The sequence below is a fragment of the Pseudomonas sp. IT-P100 genome, assembly GCF_949767185.1.
Classification (GTDB): domain Bacteria; phylum Pseudomonadota; class Gammaproteobacteria; order Pseudomonadales; family Pseudomonadaceae; genus Aquipseudomonas; species Aquipseudomonas fluorescens_B.
This window is the reverse complement of sequence record NZ_CATKQK010000011.1, coordinates 835,389-851,589: the sequence shown is the minus strand read 5'-3', so window position 1 is coordinate 851,589 and position 16,201 is coordinate 835,389. Positions and strand designations below refer to the sequence as shown.

General features: G+C 60.4%; 16 protein-coding genes and 1 pseudogene. 8 read left to right on the top strand and 9 right to left on the bottom strand.

All coding sequences use genetic code 11. The annotated features are described in order from the left end of the window. Positions 1 to 179 precede the first annotated feature (179 nt). Positions 180 to 1,499 carry an Nramp family divalent metal transporter gene (locus ACM6IQ_RS12325; protein ID WP_017338014.1) on the bottom strand — a complete coding sequence of 440 codons (1,320 nt, stop codon included), beginning with the start codon at positions 1,497 to 1,499 and terminating at the stop codon, positions 180 to 182. A 189-nt stretch (positions 1,500 to 1,688) separates the two neighbouring features. Between ACM6IQ_RS12325 and ACM6IQ_RS12320 the strand changes: the two genes are divergently transcribed. The 3 genes from ACM6IQ_RS12320 to ACM6IQ_RS12310 all read left to right on the top strand — a co-directional run bounded on the left by ACM6IQ_RS12320 (position 1,689) and on the right by ACM6IQ_RS12310 (position 3,975). Then, positions 1,689 to 2,480, top strand: a complete 792-nt coding sequence (locus tag ACM6IQ_RS12320; protein WP_414878901.1) for a hypothetical protein — start codon at positions 1,689 to 1,691, stop codon at positions 2,478 to 2,480. 84 nt (positions 2,481 to 2,564) lie between these two features. Next, positions 2,565 to 3,239, top strand: a complete 675-nt coding sequence (locus ACM6IQ_RS12315; protein WP_414878900.1) for a glutathione S-transferase family protein — start codon at positions 2,565 to 2,567, stop codon at positions 3,237 to 3,239. A gap of 166 nt (positions 3,240 to 3,405) precedes the next feature. Continuing rightward, positions 3,406 to 3,975, top strand: a complete 570-nt coding sequence (locus tag ACM6IQ_RS12310; protein ID WP_414878899.1) for a hypothetical protein — start codon at positions 3,406 to 3,408, stop codon at positions 3,973 to 3,975. 3 nt (positions 3,976 to 3,978) lie between these two features. On the opposite strand, the gene ACM6IQ_RS12305 is transcribed toward ACM6IQ_RS12310, so the two are convergent. The 3 genes from ACM6IQ_RS12305 to ACM6IQ_RS12295 form a co-directional block, all read right to left on the bottom strand. Next, positions 3,979 to 4,695, bottom strand: coding sequence for an alpha/beta hydrolase (locus ACM6IQ_RS12305; protein WP_414878898.1), 717 nt, complete (start codon positions 4,693 to 4,695; stop codon positions 3,979 to 3,981). Between the two features lie 179 nt (positions 4,696 to 4,874). Further along, complete coding sequence (locus tag ACM6IQ_RS12300) at positions 4,875 to 5,987, bottom strand: M14 family metallopeptidase (RefSeq protein WP_414878897.1); 1,113 nt, start codon at positions 5,985 to 5,987, stop codon at positions 4,875 to 4,877. A 202-nt stretch (positions 5,988 to 6,189) separates the two neighbouring features. Then, positions 6,190 to 6,969 (bottom strand): ABC transporter substrate-binding protein, encoded by a 780-nt coding sequence (locus tag ACM6IQ_RS12295; protein ID WP_414878896.1) that lies wholly within the window; start codon positions 6,967 to 6,969, stop codon positions 6,190 to 6,192. 162 nt (positions 6,970 to 7,131) lie between these two features. Between ACM6IQ_RS12295 and ACM6IQ_RS12290 the strand changes: the two genes are divergently transcribed. Next, entirely contained in the window at positions 7,132 to 7,785 is a 654-nt protein-coding gene (locus ACM6IQ_RS12290) for a type 1 glutamine amidotransferase (RefSeq protein ID WP_414878895.1), read from the top strand. A gap of 241 nt (positions 7,786 to 8,026) precedes the next feature. Here ACM6IQ_RS12290 and ACM6IQ_RS12285 read toward each other — a convergent pair whose 3' ends face one another. Continuing rightward, the gene (locus ACM6IQ_RS12285; RefSeq protein ID WP_414878894.1) at positions 8,027 to 8,461 is read right to left on the bottom strand and encodes a rhodanese-like domain-containing protein; all 435 of its coding nucleotides are present in this window, start codon (positions 8,459 to 8,461) and stop codon (positions 8,027 to 8,029) included. A 101-nt stretch (positions 8,462 to 8,562) separates the two neighbouring features. Here ACM6IQ_RS12285 and ftrA point away from each other — a divergent pair, with 101 nt between their 5' ends. Next, entirely contained in the window at positions 8,563 to 9,537 is a 975-nt protein-coding gene (ftrA, locus tag ACM6IQ_RS12280) for a transcriptional regulator FtrA (RefSeq protein ID WP_414878893.1), read from the top strand. A 19-nt stretch (positions 9,538 to 9,556) separates the two neighbouring features. On the opposite strand, the gene cobF is transcribed toward ftrA, so the two are convergent. Both cobF and ACM6IQ_RS12270 read right to left on the bottom strand, forming a co-directional pair. Continuing rightward, positions 9,557 to 10,312, bottom strand: a complete 756-nt coding sequence (cobF, locus tag ACM6IQ_RS12275; RefSeq protein ID WP_414878892.1) for a precorrin-6A synthase (deacetylating) — start codon at positions 10,310 to 10,312, stop codon at positions 9,557 to 9,559. Next, positions 10,312 to 10,884, bottom strand: coding sequence for a histidine phosphatase family protein (locus tag ACM6IQ_RS12270; protein ID WP_414878891.1), 573 nt, complete (start codon positions 10,882 to 10,884; stop codon positions 10,312 to 10,314). Before ACM6IQ_RS12270 ends, cobF begins: the two co-directional genes overlap by 1 nt. 539 nt (positions 10,885 to 11,423) lie before the next feature. Between ACM6IQ_RS12270 and ACM6IQ_RS12265 the strand changes: the two genes are divergently transcribed. From ACM6IQ_RS12265 to ACM6IQ_RS12255, 3 genes are all read left to right on the top strand, one after another. After that, complete coding sequence (locus tag ACM6IQ_RS12265) at positions 11,424 to 12,440, top strand: arginine N-succinyltransferase (protein WP_414878890.1); 1,017 nt, start codon at positions 11,424 to 11,426, stop codon at positions 12,438 to 12,440. 55 nt (positions 12,441 to 12,495) lie between these two features. Beyond that, entirely contained in the window at positions 12,496 to 13,530 is a 1,035-nt protein-coding gene (astA, locus tag ACM6IQ_RS12260) for an arginine N-succinyltransferase (protein WP_017338001.1), read from the top strand. Between the two features lie 154 nt (positions 13,531 to 13,684). Next, positions 13,685 to 14,554, top strand: coding sequence for an isocitrate lyase/PEP mutase family protein (locus ACM6IQ_RS12255; protein WP_017338000.1), 870 nt, complete (start codon positions 13,685 to 13,687; stop codon positions 14,552 to 14,554). Positions 14,555 to 14,758: 204 nt separating this feature from the next. On the opposite strand, the pseudogene ACM6IQ_RS12250 reads toward ACM6IQ_RS12255, so the two are convergent. Next, positions 14,759 to 14,907 (bottom strand): annotated as a pseudogene (locus ACM6IQ_RS12250) (glutamate carboxypeptidase); the annotation flags it as partial. A 46-nt stretch (positions 14,908 to 14,953) separates the two neighbouring features. Next, positions 14,954 to 16,027: a diguanylate cyclase gene (locus tag ACM6IQ_RS12245; protein ID WP_414878889.1), complete on the bottom strand. Its 1,074-nt coding sequence runs from the start codon at positions 16,025 to 16,027 to the stop codon at positions 14,954 to 14,956. Positions 16,028 to 16,201 lie beyond the last annotated feature (174 nt).

Here is a 16,201-nt window from a genome sequence, read left to right as displayed (position 1 = left end):
GGCGAGGGGGCTTGCTCCCGCTGGAGTGCGCAGCGCTCCCAAAATCTTCGACAGTTGCCGAGATTTCAGGGCTGCTTCGCAACCCGGCGGGAGCAAGCTCCCTCGCCACAAAGGGCTGGCAGACATCAGATGCACCGGGTTCCTTTTGCCTGAGGAAGACTGCGATGAAGCCCTGACAGTCACGCCAAAAACTGCAGAATCAACCAGCTATTCGCCCCACTGATCACCACAAACAATCCCCACGCCAACACCCGCGTCGGCAGTCGGTTCACAAACGGCCCCATCAATTTCTGGTCGTTGGTCATCCGGATCAGCGGATAAAGCGCAAACGGCAGCTGCAGACTCAACACCACCTGACTCAGCACCAGCAGCTTGCCAATCGCATCGTCCCCCATCAGCCACACGCCGATAAACGCCGGGATCAGCGCCAGCCCTCGTGTAATCAACCGCCGTTGCCAGCAGGGAATCCGCAGGTTCAGGTAACCCTCCATGATCACCTGCCCCGCGATGGTGCCGGTGAACGTCGAACTCTGACCGGACGCCAGCAACGCAACGCCAAACAACACGCTGGCCAACGCCCCGCCCACCAGTGGATCAAGCAGGTGATAGGCGTCCTGGATGTCCACCACGTCGGTGTGCCCGGTCTTGTGGAATGCCGCCGCCGCGAGAATCAGGATCGCGGCGTTGACCAGCAACGCCAGTGCCAGGGAGCCGATGGTGTCGATACGCGCCAGCTTCACGGCGTCCTGCTTGCTGGCCAGGTCCTTGCCGATCATCCGGGTCTGTACGATCGAGGTGTGCAGGTACAAGTTATGCGGCATCACCGTGGCCCCGAGAATCCCGATGGCCAGGTACAGCGGCGCGGCATCGCCGATGGCGGACAACGACGGCGTGAATCCCCGTGCGACGTCCGGCCAGTAAGGCTTGATCAACAGCAACTCAACGAAGAAACACACGCCGATGGTGCTCACCAGCACCAGCATGATCGCTTCCAGTCGGCGGAAGCCCCGATTCTGCAGGGCCAGCACCAACAGCGTGTCGAACGCCGTGAGGGCGATGCCGAAGGTCAGCGAGCAACCCAGCAACAGATGGAATGCCAACGCACAGCCGAGTACTTCGGCAAGGTCGGTGGCGATGATCGAGATTTCCGCCAGTAACCATTGGGTGCGCGCGGTGCGCGTGCTGTAGCGTTCGCGGGACAACTGCGCCAGGTCCCGCCCGGTGGCAATGCCCAGGCGCGAGCACAAACACTGCACCACCATGCCCGCCAGACTGGCCAGCAGCACCACGAACAACAGGCTGTAGCCAAACCGCGAACCGGCCTCGATGGCGGTGGCCCAGTTACCCGGGTCCATGTAGCCGATGGACACCAGCAAACCCGGACCGGCGAAACGCAGGACACGCTTGAAGAATGACGCGCGAGGGTCAACGGCAACGCTGCCCGCCACTTCCGGCGGGCAAAATGGCGCAGTGGCGACTTTGGGCAAACTGAATTTCACGCACTTATTCCAGAAAACAGACGGGAGGGGCAGCTTAGACGTTTCACTCGAACTGATGTACAGGCAAAACCCGTAGGGAAGGTGATCTTTTGAAACCTGACGCTTTGTATACAAAACATCGATATCCATAGAGCAATCCGCCACCCACAATGCTAACGTTGCCCCCTCACACAGGTCGGAGGCGCAAGCGTGCTGCTGCTCAAACTGCTGGTCATTCCCGGGTTTCTCTTGCTGATCTCCCTCGCGGGCAAACGCTGGGGCCCGAGCGTCGCCGGTTGGCTTTCGGGGTTGCCGGTGGTGGTCGGGCCGATTCTGTTTTTCCTCGCCATCGAGCAAGGCGAAGTGTTTGCCGCGCAATCGGCCAGCGCCGCGTTATCCGCGATGTTTGCGATGATCGCCTTCTGCGTCACCTACGCCCAGGTCGCACAACGGACTGGATGGCCATGGGCACTGACCGTTTCGCTGCTGGTCTGGGCGACGGCAGCCGTTGTGCTATCGGTGATCCCGCCGTCCCTGACGTTCTCCGTCATCGCCGCCGCGACTGCGCTGCTGGCGGCGCCGTATCTGTTCCCGACCGTACAGCCCATCGTTTCAGGCTCCGCACCCAAGTCCGATAAATTGTTGCTGCGCATGATCGCTGGCGCCCTGCTCACCCTCGCCGTGACCTTACTGGCGAGCACCGTCGGCGAACGCTGGAGCGGCCTGCTCGCGGTGTTCCCGGTATTGGGCAGCGTGATGGCAGTGTTTTCCCAGCAAACCCGCGGGCCAGCCTTTACTGCGGCCTTGTTGCGAGCCACAGCGACGGGCATGTATTCATTCGCAGCGTTCTGCCTCGTCCTAGCACTGACGTTGCCCGTCATGGGCCTGAGCGGCTTCGGCGTCGGCGTCGCAGTGTCCGTGGCCATGCTCGGCGTCACCAAACGCCTGTTGGCCAAACCCGTGAATACACCGACAACTCGTTCAACTATTTCGAACGAATAGAACAACAACCTCGTACGTCAATCGAACGGGTTTAGCCGACCATCAGCCTCAGTTACTTACCCATCACTGACTGAGGCCTACACCATGAAGTTCTTTTTCCACCCTTCGCCCAACCCGATGAAAGCTGCCCTGCTGCTCGAAGAGCTGCAAACGCCGTACGAATTGATCGGCGTCGACACCTTCAAGGGCGAGCAACATCAGCCAGCGTTCCTGGCGATCAACCCGAACGCCAAGGTGCCAGCCTTGGTCGATGGCGACGCCACGGTCTTCGACTCCCAGGCAATCCTGCTGCACCTCGCGCAAAAACATCAACGCTTCCTGCCGACCTCGATCACCGGGCAAGCCGAACTGCTGTCGTGGCTGATGTTCATCGCCACCGGCCTGTCGCCATTCTCCGGCCAGGCTGTGCATTTCCTGCATCACGCACCGGAAGACCTGGCTTACGCGAAAAACCGCTATCTCAAGGAAGTCGAACGCCATTACCGCGTACTCGACCAGCGCCTGGCCGATCATCCCTATCTGGCGGGCGACACCTACAGCATCGCCGACATGGCGCTCTGGGGCTGGGCCGGTTATGCGCCGTACATCCTCGGCGAGAATGGCCTGGCGGCGTACCCGAACGTCAAGCGTCTGTTCGATGAAATCAGCGCCCGCCCGGCAGCGCAGCGTGCCCAGGGTCTTAAAGAGAAACTGGTGTTGAAGGCCGAGTTCGACGAAGAAACCCGCCGCAATCTGTTTCCGCAGAATCAGGCGCAGTAAGCCGTTTGCGATACTCGTTCCCGTGGTGAGGGCTCGGCTCTCACCACGGCGACACTGGCTACATTCAAAAGCGGTTTACCCGACCGTCCGTTAGCCCACGCTGGAATGCGTCACGACCTCCATGGGATGATCGCCCCCCACCGCGAGACCACCCTGGAGATTTTGAATGTCACTGTTGAGTAAAAAAGCCGTTGTCCTGCTGCTGGCGGTTGCCAGCCTGGGGGCTTTGAACGCGCAGGCTGCCAAGGTCGTGGCCAAAGAGGCGGCGTCGACGCAGAAAGTCTCGATGCTGGGCAATAAATTCACCTTCACCCTGCCCAAGGGCTTCATCGCCAACCCTCTGCCACCGAGCTCGACCGGCGCGAGTGGCACCATGTACACCAACGAAACCACGAAAACCGTGGTGATCGCTGCTGAAAACACCATCCCCGGTGGCGTCAATGCCAAGGACAACGACGGTGAGTTCCTCGACGCCACGGCGTCCGACTTCGCCACCGAGCAAGCCAAGGCACTGCCGGATTTCACCAAGCTCAGCGAAAAAAGCATCACTCAGAAAGGCACCGGCCTGGGGCTGCGACAGATCGACAGCATCGCCACCCAGGGCGGCGGCAAAACCCTCGATACCACGCTGATGGCTGCCTCGGGCACGCGCATGGCGCTGGTTCAGGTGATTTCCCGCCTCAGCGACAATGCCGGCCACGAAGCACTGGTCAAACAGATCGTCAGCGGCAAGTAAGGCTCAGGGGTTGAGCCGCTGCAACCAGGCGCTCAAGTCCTGCATCTCGGTGGCACTGATGCTGTGCCCGACGCCCGGGTAGGCATGGAACTCGGGCTTGAGTGACAGACTCTGCAACAGGCTGTCCGCTTCAGTGCCGTCGTTGAAGGGAAGGCGTTTGTCCGCCGTGCCATGCCCGATGAAAATCGCCAGTTTCTGGCGTTTTTCATCCGGTTTGAGCGCTGACTTGAGCACCGGCAGAATCCGCCCGCTCAACGCGGCAATCCCGCCCACCGCCTCGGGATGACGTAGCGCGACCTCGTAGGACATGATCGCGCCCTGACTGAAGCCCACCAGGAAAACCTTGTTCGGTTCTGTGTGATATTTCTTCGCAGCCTGTGCGATGAAATCCAGCAACACCTGGCCGCTGGCCTTCAGATCATCCGTCTCGCCGTTGTAGGCACCTTCGCCTTTCTTGCGAAACCATTGATAACTGCCCTCTTCCATCACCATCGGAGCCCGCACCGACAGGAAGTTGTATTGGGCAGGCAATTCATCCTTGATGCCGAACAGGTCCTGTTCGTTACTGCCGTAGCCGTGGAGAAAAATAACCAGAGGCTGATTGACCGATTCGGGGTTGGCTTGCGCCAGGTACTTGAGCGGCAGATCAGTGTGCAGCGGGGTTTGAGCGTGGACGGCGGCGGACGCCAGGAGTGTCAGCAGAGCGAGAACCTTCAACATAAACCTTCCTTCACAAAGCGCAGGATTCGGGGCAGAGCCTAACATTGTGAAGCCGGTCGAGGGATTTTCGCTGCCCCGCATGGCCTCTTCGCGAGCAAGCCCGCTCCCACAGGGGAAGGCGTTTCAAATGTGGGGGCTTGCTCGCGAAGAGGCTCGATAGAGCACTAAAAAACTTGCGCTCAGTCGTTGATCAACTTCCCGGCCCGAATCGGCTCACGCCCCGCCACCTTCGCCTGCCACGTCCCGGGTTGCGTATAGCGCCCACGATCAATCGCAAACAACACCCCGCGGGTCCCGGCGCGCACGGTAGTAACCCGGTCGTTCAACGGATCAACCACTTCAAACAACGCATCCCCCTGCTCCACCCATTCACCCGCATCGCGCAGGAAACTGACCACGCCATGATGGGGCGCAAACAGATACTCCGTGCCTTCGAAAGGCATGCCTTCACAACATTCACTCGGTGCCGCTGGCCAGGTGCCTTTGATGAAACCCTGTTCGGCGAGGAACCCGAGAATAGCCTCGCAATTGGCTTGGGCCTGATCGACGCGGGTATCGCCCATGCTGCCCAGCTCCAGCGTTGTCGCCAGGTTGGCCGGCGGAATCGCCGCCTCGGGAAACGCCCTGGCCAGTCGCAACCACGGCGAGGAGCAGGATTCGTCGAATGAACTGCCGCCAGAATCTTCACACAGCAGCGCCACGCCCGCCTTCAAGCGAGCCGCCAGTGGCTGCCACTGCGGCCAGTGTTGCGGCAGTGCATAAATATGAATGGCCGCTTCGAAATCGCAATGCAGGTCGAGGGTGATGTCGGCGTCGCAGGCGTGGCGCAACAGCAAACGGTGCATGGCTTCCAGTTGCGACTTGGGTGCAGGCAAATCGTCGAGCACCTGGCCCATGGTCTGACGAATCAACGCGATATTGGCGCTTGCATCGGCACCCAACCGGTCGCCGATCAATTCGCCCACTGGCGCGCTCAACTCGACGAACGAGCGGTTGAAGTTCTTGCCGCTGCCAAGTTCGAAACGGCCCATGTGGCTGCCTTGCAGGTGCTGGTCCAGACCGATGGGATTGGCCACCGGCACCAGTTCGATCACGCCTTGCAACTGGCCCTGGGTTTCCAGTTCTGCCAGGCGTTTCTTCAGTTCCCAGGCCGTGCGCATCCCTGGCAATTCATCCGCGTGCAAGCTGGCCTGGATGTAAACCTTGCGGGTGCCGGCGCCATAACGAAACACGCTGAGGGAGCGTTCGGTGCCCAGGTGGCTCCAGGGCAGTGGATGGTCAATGCGTTGCATGGGAGAACTCCTGAATATCAAAACAGTGAGGTCCCCTGTGGGAGCGAGCCTGCTCGCGATAGCGGACTGACATTCAACATTAATGTCGACTGATAGGTCGCTATCGCGAGCAGGCTCGCTCCCACAGGGTTCTCATTTCATAGAAATGACAGCATAAAAAAAGCGGCCACCGCGTCAACGGAGGCCACTTTTTTACAGCGTATTAATGACCGTATACGTCAAAGTCAAAATACTTGTCCTGCACTTGCTTGTACTTGCCGTTAGCGCGGATTTCAGTGATGGCGGTGTTGAATTTGTCCGCCAGCTCTTTATCACCCTTGCGCACCGCAATGCCGGCACCGCCGCCGAAGTACTTGGCGTCTTCATAGGTCGGACCAACAAACGCGAAGCCTTTCCCGGCATCGGTTTTCAGGAAACCGTCGTCGAGGTTGACCGAGTCGGCCAGCATCGCGTCGAGGCGGCCGGAGACCATGTCCAGGTTGGCTTCCTGCTGGGAGCCGTAACGCACCAGGATAATGCCGGCCGGTTGCAGCACTTCAGTGGCGAAGCGGTCGTGGGTACTGGCGCGCAGCACACCGACTTTCTTGCCCTTGAGTTCGGTCAGCGGGTCTTTCACGTCGGAGCCTTCCTTCATCACGAAGCGCGCCGGGGTGTGGTAGTACTTGATGGTGAAATCGACGTTTTTCTTACGGTCGTCGGTAATGGTCATGGACGACAGGATCGCGTCGATTTTCTTGACCTTCAGGGCCGGGATCAGGCCGTCGAACTCTTGCTCGACCCAGACACACTTCGCTTTCATCTGCTCGCACAGCGCGTCGCCGATATCGACGTCGAAACCGGTGAGTTTGCCATCAGGGGTCTTCATCGAGAATGGCGGGTAACCGGCTTCGATACCGATGCGGATCGGCTTGGCGTCTTCGGCCACGGCGGTCAGGGACAACATCGACAGTGCCAGGGCACCGAACATCACTAGCTTCTTCATTTATAACTCCTGTGTGCGGAGGCTTTTATTGGCAGCGTTCGATTGGTAGCTTTCGGTCAGAGCTTTTTTATTGGAGAAGACCGAAGTGGCGGGCAGTCTAGAGCGGCTGTCGGCGTGCAAATTGTGCATAGGCGACAAATATTTATAAAAAAGGCGAGCTGAATGAACAATGAAATCTGCGGGCTGAACCTGATCCAGCACCACCCGGCTGAAGGTCCGGGCGCGATTGCCGAGTGGGCCGAGTTGCGGGGGCTGCCGTTGAATGTCTTTCGCGCAGACCTTGGCCAGTTACCACCCGTGAGTGCGCAACCGCTGATTGTGTTGGGCGGGCCTTATGAGTCCAACGCCGGACCGGTGTGGCTGGAGGCCGAACGGCAGTGGCTGGCGGGCTGCCTGGATCGAGGCGCTGCGGTGTTTGCGATATGCCTGGGAGCGCAGTTATTGGCGCTGGGTCTGGGCGGAAATGTGCGGCGGATGGATCGGACCGAAACGGGCTGGACCTCAGTGACGTTTGCCGATGGCCAGGAGCTGAAAGTGCTGGAGTGGCACGAAGATGCGATAGACCTGCCACCCGGCGCGCAGTTGCTGGCCAGCAGCGATCAGTGCGAGCAGCAGATGTATCGGGTAGGCCCTGCGCGGGTGGGGTTGCAGTTTCATCCGGAGTGGAATGCAGAATCGGTGGCGACGCTCAATGCGCACTTTGCCGATGAGTCGCCGTTGCCGCGGGGAGAACCGGACAGCGCCGCCCATGCAGCCGTTTTTGACTGGTTGCAGGCGACGCTGGACAAATGGTGGGCGGCTTCAGGCGCCCGCTGACTCTGTGGCCGATGCCTTTGTGGTAAATGTGGCAAGTGCTTTAGTGTCAGGTGCTTTTGTGGCAGAAGGTTTACGGCAGGTGCTTTTGTGGCGAGGGAGCTTGCTCCCGCTCGGCTGCGAAGCGGCCGCAGTCCTTGCGAATGCGCAGTGACTGAACGAATCGGGTCGCAGTTTCTGGGGCCGCTTCGCGACCCAGCGGGAGCAAGCTCCCTCGCCACATTTGATCAGCGTTGCCTGAAGTTCAGCATTCGCAACCGATGACGGTCACCGCAGGCTGTTGCACCTGTGCGCTCAACTCAAGTCCTTCATCCAGCCACCCGGTCACCCCGCCGATCATTTCCTTGACCGGGTAACCCAGCGCCGCCAGTTTCACCGCGGCCTTGTTGGCACCGTTGCAGTGTGGCCCGGCGCAATACACCACGAACAGCGTGGATTTACCGTAACCCGCCAATCCTTCGGCGGTCAGCAGTCGCACCGGCAAATTGATTGCGCCCGGCACATGTCCGCGCTCGAACGCCTGCGGACCGCGCACGTCCACCAGGACAAAATCCACGTCCCCCGCCTGTTGACTGTTGTAGACGTCGGAACAGTCGGTTTCAAAGGTCAGACGGTTGCTGAAATGCATCAGGGCAATGGCCGATGGTGCGGCGGGAACATTGCGGACCAGGCTGGTCATGGGTCGTACTCCAGTGTCTCGGTGGGTGTGAGAAGACTTTATTCCCCAGTCGCCAGCGGCTAAAGTGGCGCACAAGACACTCACCGGGAACTTTCCGCCAAATGCAGCCCACCCCTGGATTGGTCGCGATTCTGGCCTACGATGGCCTCTGCACATTCGAGTTCGGCATCGCCGTGGAGATCTTCGGCCTGGCACGGCCGGAGTTCGATTTCCCCTGGTACGAGCACCGGATCGCCGCCGTCGACCAGAGCCCGATGCGCGCCATGGGCGGGATTCAGGTGCTGGCCGATGGCGGCATGGAACTGCTCCGCGACGCCCGAACCATCATCATTCCCGGCTGGCGTGATCGCAGCGCCCCGGTGCCCGAAACGTTGCTCGCAGCCCTGCGCCAGGCCCATGCGCGCGGGGCGCGGTTGCTGTCGATCTGCTCCGGTGTGTTCGTGCTGGCGGCGACCGGTTTGCTCGACGGTCACGGCGCTACCACGCATTGGCGCTACACTGCGGAACTGGCCGAGCGATTCCCGAACATTCTGGTGGACCCCGACGTACTTTACGTCGACTCGGGGCAACTGATTACCTCAGCGGGCAGCGCTGCCGGTATCGATGCCTGCCTGCACCTGGTGGCGCGGGATTTCGGTACGCAAGTGGCCAATTCGGTGGCGCGGCGACTGGTGATGTCACCGCAACGCACCGGCGGCCAGGCGCAGTTCATTCCGACACCGGTCAGTCCTACGCCGCGCAGCGATCTTTCACGCGTGATGCAGTGGGCTCGTGAGCGCTTGCATGAACCCCTGGAGGTTCGCGACCTGGCCAGCGAAGCGGCCATGAGTGAGCGCACTTTTCTGCGTCGGTTCACAGAAGCGACCGGTATGCCGCCCAAAGCGTGGTTGCAACATGAACGCCTGGCGCGGGCTCGGGAGTTGCTGGAAAGCACGAGCCAGAACACCGACCGGATTGCCGAACATTGCGGCTATCGCTCGGTGGAAAGTTTCCGGGTGGCGTTTCGCAACGTGGTCGGCGTGCCGCCGTCGGTGTATCGGGAGCGGTTTGGACGGGAGGTCAAAACGGGAATTTGAGGCCCGTGCCCCCCTGACCTCAAGGCTTACGCAAAAGATACGTATCCATAATCCACCCGTTGGCCAACCGCGCGGCCTTGCGCACCCGCTCGATCTCATCCGCCACGTCCTTGAGCTTGCCGCTGATGAGGATTTCATCCGGCGTCCCCAGGTAAGCGCCCCAGTAAATCTCTGTCTCCTGATCCGCCACCTGATGGTAGGAGTCTTCCGCGTCCAGCATCACCACCAGGCTGTCGGCATCACTCACCTGCCCGGCCGCCAACCGCCTGCCGGTAGTGATTTCAATGGATCGACCGATCCGGTTCAGCGGCACCTTGTGCTGCGCCGCCAACGCCTGAACGCTGGTGATGCCGGGGATCACTTCAAACTCGAAGTCACATCGGCCCGACGCCAGAATCGCCTGCAGGATTCTGATGGTGCTGTCATACAACGCCGGATCGCCCCACACGAGGAAACCGCCGCACTGGCCGTCGGACATTTCCTCATTGATCAGCCGCTCGAAGGTCAGCTGCTTGGCAAGGTTCAGATCTTCCACACTGGCCTTGTAGTCCACATCACCGCGCTCACGCTCCGGACTATGCGCTTCAACGAAGCGGTAAACGTGTTCGCTGATGTAGCGTTCGCAAATCTCGCGACGCAGGTCGATCAGCTTGTCCTTGCTCTGGCCTTTGTCCATCAGGAAAAACACATCAACCAGGTTCAGCGCCTTCACGGCCTGCATCGTGATGTAGTCGGGATTGCCGGCACCGATGCCGATGACCATCAGTTTTTTCATTAATACCCTCCCTCAACGTCAGCGCTCGACAAACGCAAACGCCAGCAACCATTGAACCGCAACTCGATAGCTGACAGCGGTTCGACGTCGACCCGATTAAACGACGGGCTTTGCAACATCCGGGTCAACGCCGCACGAATGACAAATGGATGGGTGATGGCAACGATGTGGCCCGGCGTAGCTTCCAGTGTCTTGAGCCATGCAGCCACCCGGTCACCCAGTTTTGCTACCGACTCGCCACCGTGAGGCGCGGAATGCGGATCATCGAGCCAGGCCTGCAGTGCCTGCGGTTCGGATTTCTGCAGATCATCGATCTGCGCGCCGTTCCAGCGTCCAAAATCGCAATCCCTCAGCGCCTCGACAATCTCCACATCACTGCCGAACAACCCGGCGGTTTGCCGTGCTCGACGTTCCGGTCCGCTGAACAGCCGCGGCGTCCCCTTGAACCGGGAACGAAGGGAGCCTTGTGCCGATTGCCAATCCATCTCAACAGGCTCATCCGTAGGAAAACGCGCCAATTTCTGTGCGACGGTTCGAGCGTGGCACATCAGGGTCAAACGGGTTGCCTGCACGAAAGATCACTCGGTTTAAGGAAAAGAAAACGGCGTCAAGCCACCATTCAGGCGTAATTGTGCCGTAAGAAGTGCGATCGGGGGCGTTTCATTACACCGATCCTCCCTAAAAAACAGCGATCTCCGACATCACTGTCAGCGAGGGCCTACAACGCTGATCGACATCCGTGTAGCCCCCGACCTACGGGCATTTCGCCCCATATTGGGGCTGGACAGGACCGCGCAAAAATTCACTAGACATGGGGCGCGGGATAAATAAATACTGCTGTAACGGATTATAAAATGTAAACAACACCCCCCCATCCAGCAGGAGCCCGGATGCCCTCTCCCAGAGACATGAACCACCGCCTCCGTTGCCAGAACCCGACCGGCCTCTCAATTGCATGGGACGCCGAAACAGTGCTGTCCCGAATAACGACTGATTAGAAAAAGAGCGGCGCTGGCAAGCCATCAAGCGACCGCCGATTAAACGCGTGGAAACCGACAGTGATAGTCAGGTTCGTGCCAATCGCCGAACCCTTTGATACAGGAGTGCATCCATGCTGGTCTTACGCCCAGTGGAGTTAACCGACCTGCCCCAGCTGCAGCGACTGGCGCGCGAAAGCCTGGTCGGCGTCACGTCCTTGCCGGACGATACCGAACGCTTGCGTGAGCGGATTCTCGACTCCTGCGCCTCGTTCGCCAAAGACGTCCAGGGTCATGGCCCGGAAAACTACTTCTTCGTGCTGGAGGACCTGACGAACCGACGCCTGGCAGGCTGCTCGGAGATCCTCGCCACGGCCGGTTTCGACGAACCGTTCTACAGCCTGCGCAACCGCCATTTCACCAGCGCCTCGCGAGAACTGAACATCGAGCACGGCGTGCCGGCGCTGTCGTTGTGTCACGACCTCAGCGGCCATACCTTGCTGCGCGGTTTTCACATCGATGCGGCGCTGGTGCGTACGCCGTCCTCCGAACTGCTGTCACGGGGGCGACTGATGTTCATTGCCGCTCATGCGCAGCGCTTTGCCGAAGCGGTCATCACCGAGATCGTCGGCTACAGCGACGATGAAGGAGGGTCGCCATTCTGGGATGCGCTGGGCAAACATTTCTTCGACTTGCCCTACGCCGAGGCCGAGCGCCTTTGCGGGCTGGAGAGCCGGACGTTCCTGGCCGAACTGATGCCGCAATACCCGATCTACGTGCCGATGCTGCCTCAGGCGGCGCAGGACTGCATCGGCCGCATCCACCCCGATGGCCAGGAAGCCTTCGATATCCTTGAACGCGAGGGGTTCGAGACCAACAGCTACATCGACCTGTTCGACGGCGGCCCGACCTTGTACGCGCGTCTCGCCAGCATCCGTTCCATCGCGCAAAGCCAGACCGGCACGGCAACACCGGGCGACGTCATCGATGCTCGCGGCCGCTATCTCGTGAGTAACGATTCGTTGAAGGACTATCGTGCCATCGTCGCCGATCTGGAGTACACCGCCGGACATCCCGTGCCCCTAAGCACCGAGATGTGCACGGCCCTGAACGTGAGCGAAGGCAGCCCGATCCGGTTGATCGCCCTGTGAGCATCATCCGACCCCATGCCCTGCATTTGCGTCGGCCCGTAGAAGGAGCTGCATCATGATTGTCCGTCCGGTTCACGTCACCGACCTGCCCGCCCTGCTGGCACTGGTACGGCAGGCTGGCCCGGGGTTAACCACCCTGCCCGCCAACGAGGATCGCCTGGCCCACCGGCTGCGCTGGGCACAACGGACCTTCGCCGAACAGGTCGAGAGGGCCGATGCCGACTACCTGTTCGTGCTCGAAGACGATGACCAGCAAGTGGTGGGGGTCAGTGCCCTGACGGGGGCCGTCGGGCTGCGTGAGCCGTGGTACAACTATCGGGTCGGGCTGACAGTCAGTTCATCACCGGACCTGGGCATCCAGCGACAGATTCCAACCCTGTTTCTGAACAATGAAATGACCGGGCAATCGGAAATCTGTTCATTGTTCCTGCGACCCGATCAACGCCAGGGCAGCAATGGCCGATTGCTGTCGTTGGGACGCTTGTTGTTTGCGGCCGAATTCGCCCACCTGTTCGGCGAGAAGCTCATCGCCGAACTGCGAGGCAGCGCCGATGAGCAAGGCTGTTCACCGTTCTGGGACAGCCTGGGCCGGCACTTTTTCAAGATGGACTTCAGCCACGCGGATCACTTGTCGGGACTGGGCAGCAAAGCGTTCATCGCCGAACTGATGCCGCGCCAACCGCTGTACACCTGCCTGCTCACCGAGCAGGCCCAGGCCGTGATCGGCAAGGCCCACCCCAACACCGAGCCGGCGATGAAAATCCTCACGGCCGAAGGTTTCACCCACAAAGGCTATATCGACATCTTCGACGCCGGCCCGGTCATCGAGGCACCGCTGTCGAAAATCCGTACCGTGCGCGACAGCCAGGCGCTGGTGCTGGCCATCGGCACCCCGGACGAACAGGCTCCGGTCTGGCTGATCCACAACCGCCGACTGGAAAACTGCCGCATCACCGCCGCCCCGGCCCGACGGGTGGGCAACAGCCTGATTGTCGACCGACTCACCGCCAAACGCCTGCAATTGCAACCCGGCAACTCCGTACGCGCAGTGCTACTGCTCAATCAACAGCAACAGGCTGTGGCAGCCTGAAAAGACGGCCTCCCGCCCAGCAGGATGGGGCCCGTTCAGGGCCACCCTGCAAATTCGTCATCATTCTCACCCCTGTTGCGTGATAGCCTTTTGTATCTTCGGCGTTGACACTCTTGTTCAAGCCTTTCCATTCCTTTGTATTGGTGGAACTCATATGTCCAGGCTTTCCCATCAGGATTTGCGCCGTAACTTCCGTGAACTGTTCGCGTCCAACAAGTGCTATCACACGGCATCGGTCTTCGACCCGATGTCGGCACGCATCGCGGCGGACCTGGGTTTTGAAGTGGGAATTCTGGGTGGTTCGGTTGCCTCGCTGCAGGTACTGGGCGCCCCCGATTTCGCCCTGATCACGCTCAGCGAGTTCGCCGAGCAAGCCACCCGTATCGGTCGCGTTGCCCAATTGCCGGTCATCGCCGACGCCGATCACGGCTACGGCAATGCATTGAACGTCATGCGCACCATTGTCGAGCTCGAACGCGCCGGCGTGGCTGCCCTGACCATCGAAGACACGCTGTTGCCCGCGCAATTCGGCCGCAAGTCCACCGACCTGATCGGCGTCGCTGAAGGTGTCGGCAAGATCCGCGCCGCGCTGGAAGCACGGGTTGATACGGAAATGGCAATCGTGGCTCGCACCAATGCCGGGATTCTGCCGGTGCAGGAAGTCATCAGCCGTACCCAGCAGTACCAGAAAGCCGGGGCGGACGGGATTTGCATGGTGGGCGTGCGTGACTTCGATCACCTCGAACAGATTGCCGAACACCTGAGCGTGCCGCTGATGCTGGTCACCTACGGCAACCCGCTGCTGCGCGACGACAATCGCCTGGCCGAACTGGGCGTGCGCGTCACCATCGACGGGCATGGCGCGTACTTCGCGGCGATCAAGGCGACCTACGACAGCCTGCGCGAGCAGCGGCAGATCTTCACCCAGGCGTCGGATCTGAGCGCGACGGAACTGACGCATACCTACACGCAGCCTGAGGAATACATTCGTTGGGCGGAAGAGTTCATGAGCGTTAAAGAGTAAAAGCGTGCATCTGTTCTGACGCCAACGCCCGCCGGCGATGGCGTCAGCATTGACGACTTGTTTCTTGGCCAACTCCATATCATCCGCGATAACAGATAAATCCGCGGCGCCGCGCTCTCAACCTCCGCGTATTCCTCCGGCGTATGAATATTGCCGCCCACAATCCCGAACCCGTCCAGCGCTGGCGTACCCACACCTCGCCTAGCCGGTGCCCTTCAGCGTCGCGATCACGGGATTGCGTTTGTCGAGGGGGTGTTCGGCACGAACTCGATGGTGGCGCCGAGTTCTTTCAGTTCATCGATGGCGATGTCGCTGACCTGGGTCAGGCCAGGTTCGTAACCGGAGCCGGAATCGGCAATCCCGATTCACCAAAGATTCCACAAGTGCACGGTGCAGCGTTCAGATAGAGTCGATCAGTTCGTGACGCGGCTTGCCATCCCCACAACAGATCACGCGATTACGGCCGGTGGTCTTGGCTTCGTAGAGTGCCTGGTCAGCGTCGTTGAGCCACAGCATCGCGTCATTGTGAGCCGGGTTGAAGGCGGCGAGCCCAATGCTGAGGCTGACTTTCAGCGCCGGGTTCTGTTCATAACCGAGGGTGGCGAAGCGATCACGAAGCGCATCCATGGCGGCTGCGGCGTGATCGAGCGCAAGGCCCGGGAGGATGACGCAGAACTCGTCGCCACCGTAGCGACCCGCCACATCGGCCGCCCGCAGATTCTGTTTGAGCATCTTGCTCAGCTGACGCAACACGATGTCCCCGGCGACATGGCCGTAGGTGTCGTTGATGGTTTTGAAATGGTCGATGTCGATCAGTGCAATCGCCCCGCCCTGCGGCTGGCGTTTGCCGCGCTGGAATTCGATTTCCAGCTGATCTTTCCAGGCCCCGTGATTGAGCAGGCCGGTGAGGCTGTCGGTGCGGCTCAGGGTCAGTAATTCACGTTTGTGCCGTCCCAGCGTGGTGGCCTGTCGGAAGCAAATCCAACCCAGCGCCAGCGGATACAGGGTCAACAGCGGCAGGCAGGCATACATCTGCAACGGGCTGGTTTGCGGCACGAAGGCCGGCACAAACACCAGAAATCCGACACCGACCCCCAACACCTGCGCAACGGCCCCCACCAGCAGGAAGCGAGGGCCGCCGATGGCTACGTTGTTCATCGCCATCATGGCGATGGTGGTTGCGCTAGGCAGCGGATTGAATTGCATGGCGGCAACCCAGAAGCCACCCAGAAAGGCATCGACCAGCAGATTACGATGTTCGGCGTGATAGGGAGCTTTTGCCCGACGCGCCCATTGGTAAGCCACGTGCGGCCAGAAAACACCGTTGAAGAGCATCAGCGCCCAGACCCACGGCACCGGGTCCAGCGGGTACATCGCGGCGGCCACACACACCAGCCCCGCGGCGAGCCCCAGGGTTCGCGTTGCGTAGAGCCTCTTGGTTAGTGAAAGTCCTTTTCCGCCCGTTTTTTCCATTGGAGCCTCTGCGCCACTGCACGGAACCTGCTGACACCGAGGTTTCAGGTGTGCTGGAAGTCTAACAGGGCAACGTCAAATAGCCATCACCGGCTGGCAGTCTGAATACCGCGGTATTGCCGTGAAGCAGGCGTCGAATGTTTGGCTATACATGAAGAGAGGGTTCAATACACA

Excerpts from the sequence above, each read along its gene's own strand:
- ACM6IQ_RS12315 (WP_414878900.1), top strand. The coding sequence starts at position 2,565 with ATGAAGTTCTTTTTCCACCCTTCGCCCAACCCGATGAAAGCTGCCCTG.
- ACM6IQ_RS12310 (WP_414878899.1), top strand. The coding sequence starts at position 3,406 with ATGTCACTGTTGAGTAAAAAAGCCGTTGTCCTGCTGCTGGCGGTTGCC.
- ACM6IQ_RS12305 (WP_414878898.1), bottom strand. The coding sequence starts at position 4,695 with ATGTTGAAGGTTCTCGCTCTGCTGACACTCCTGGCGTCCGCCGCCGTC.
- ACM6IQ_RS12300 (WP_414878897.1), bottom strand. The coding sequence starts at position 5,987 with ATGCAACGCATTGACCATCCACTGCCCTGGAGCCACCTGGGCACCGAA.
- ACM6IQ_RS12295 (WP_414878896.1), bottom strand. The coding sequence starts at position 6,969 with ATGAAGAAGCTAGTGATGTTCGGTGCCCTGGCACTGTCGATGTTGTCC.
- ACM6IQ_RS12290 (WP_414878895.1), top strand. The coding sequence starts at position 7,132 with ATGAACAATGAAATCTGCGGGCTGAACCTGATCCAGCACCACCCGGCT.
- ACM6IQ_RS12285 (WP_414878894.1), bottom strand. The coding sequence starts at position 8,461 with ATGACCAGCCTGGTCCGCAATGTTCCCGCCGCACCATCGGCCATTGCC.
- ftrA (WP_414878893.1), top strand. The coding sequence starts at position 8,563 with ATGCAGCCCACCCCTGGATTGGTCGCGATTCTGGCCTACGATGGCCTC.
- cobF (WP_414878892.1), bottom strand. The coding sequence starts at position 10,312 with ATGAAAAAACTGATGGTCATCGGCATCGGTGCCGGCAATCCCGACTAC.
- ACM6IQ_RS12265 (WP_414878890.1), top strand. The coding sequence starts at position 11,424 with ATGCTGGTCTTACGCCCAGTGGAGTTAACCGACCTGCCCCAGCTGCAG.
- astA (WP_017338001.1), top strand. The coding sequence starts at position 12,496 with ATGATTGTCCGTCCGGTTCACGTCACCGACCTGCCCGCCCTGCTGGCA.
- ACM6IQ_RS12255 (WP_017338000.1), top strand. The coding sequence starts at position 13,685 with ATGTCCAGGCTTTCCCATCAGGATTTGCGCCGTAACTTCCGTGAACTG.
- ACM6IQ_RS12245 (WP_414878889.1), bottom strand. The coding sequence starts at position 16,027 with ATGGAAAAAACGGGCGGAAAAGGACTTTCACTAACCAAGAGGCTCTAC.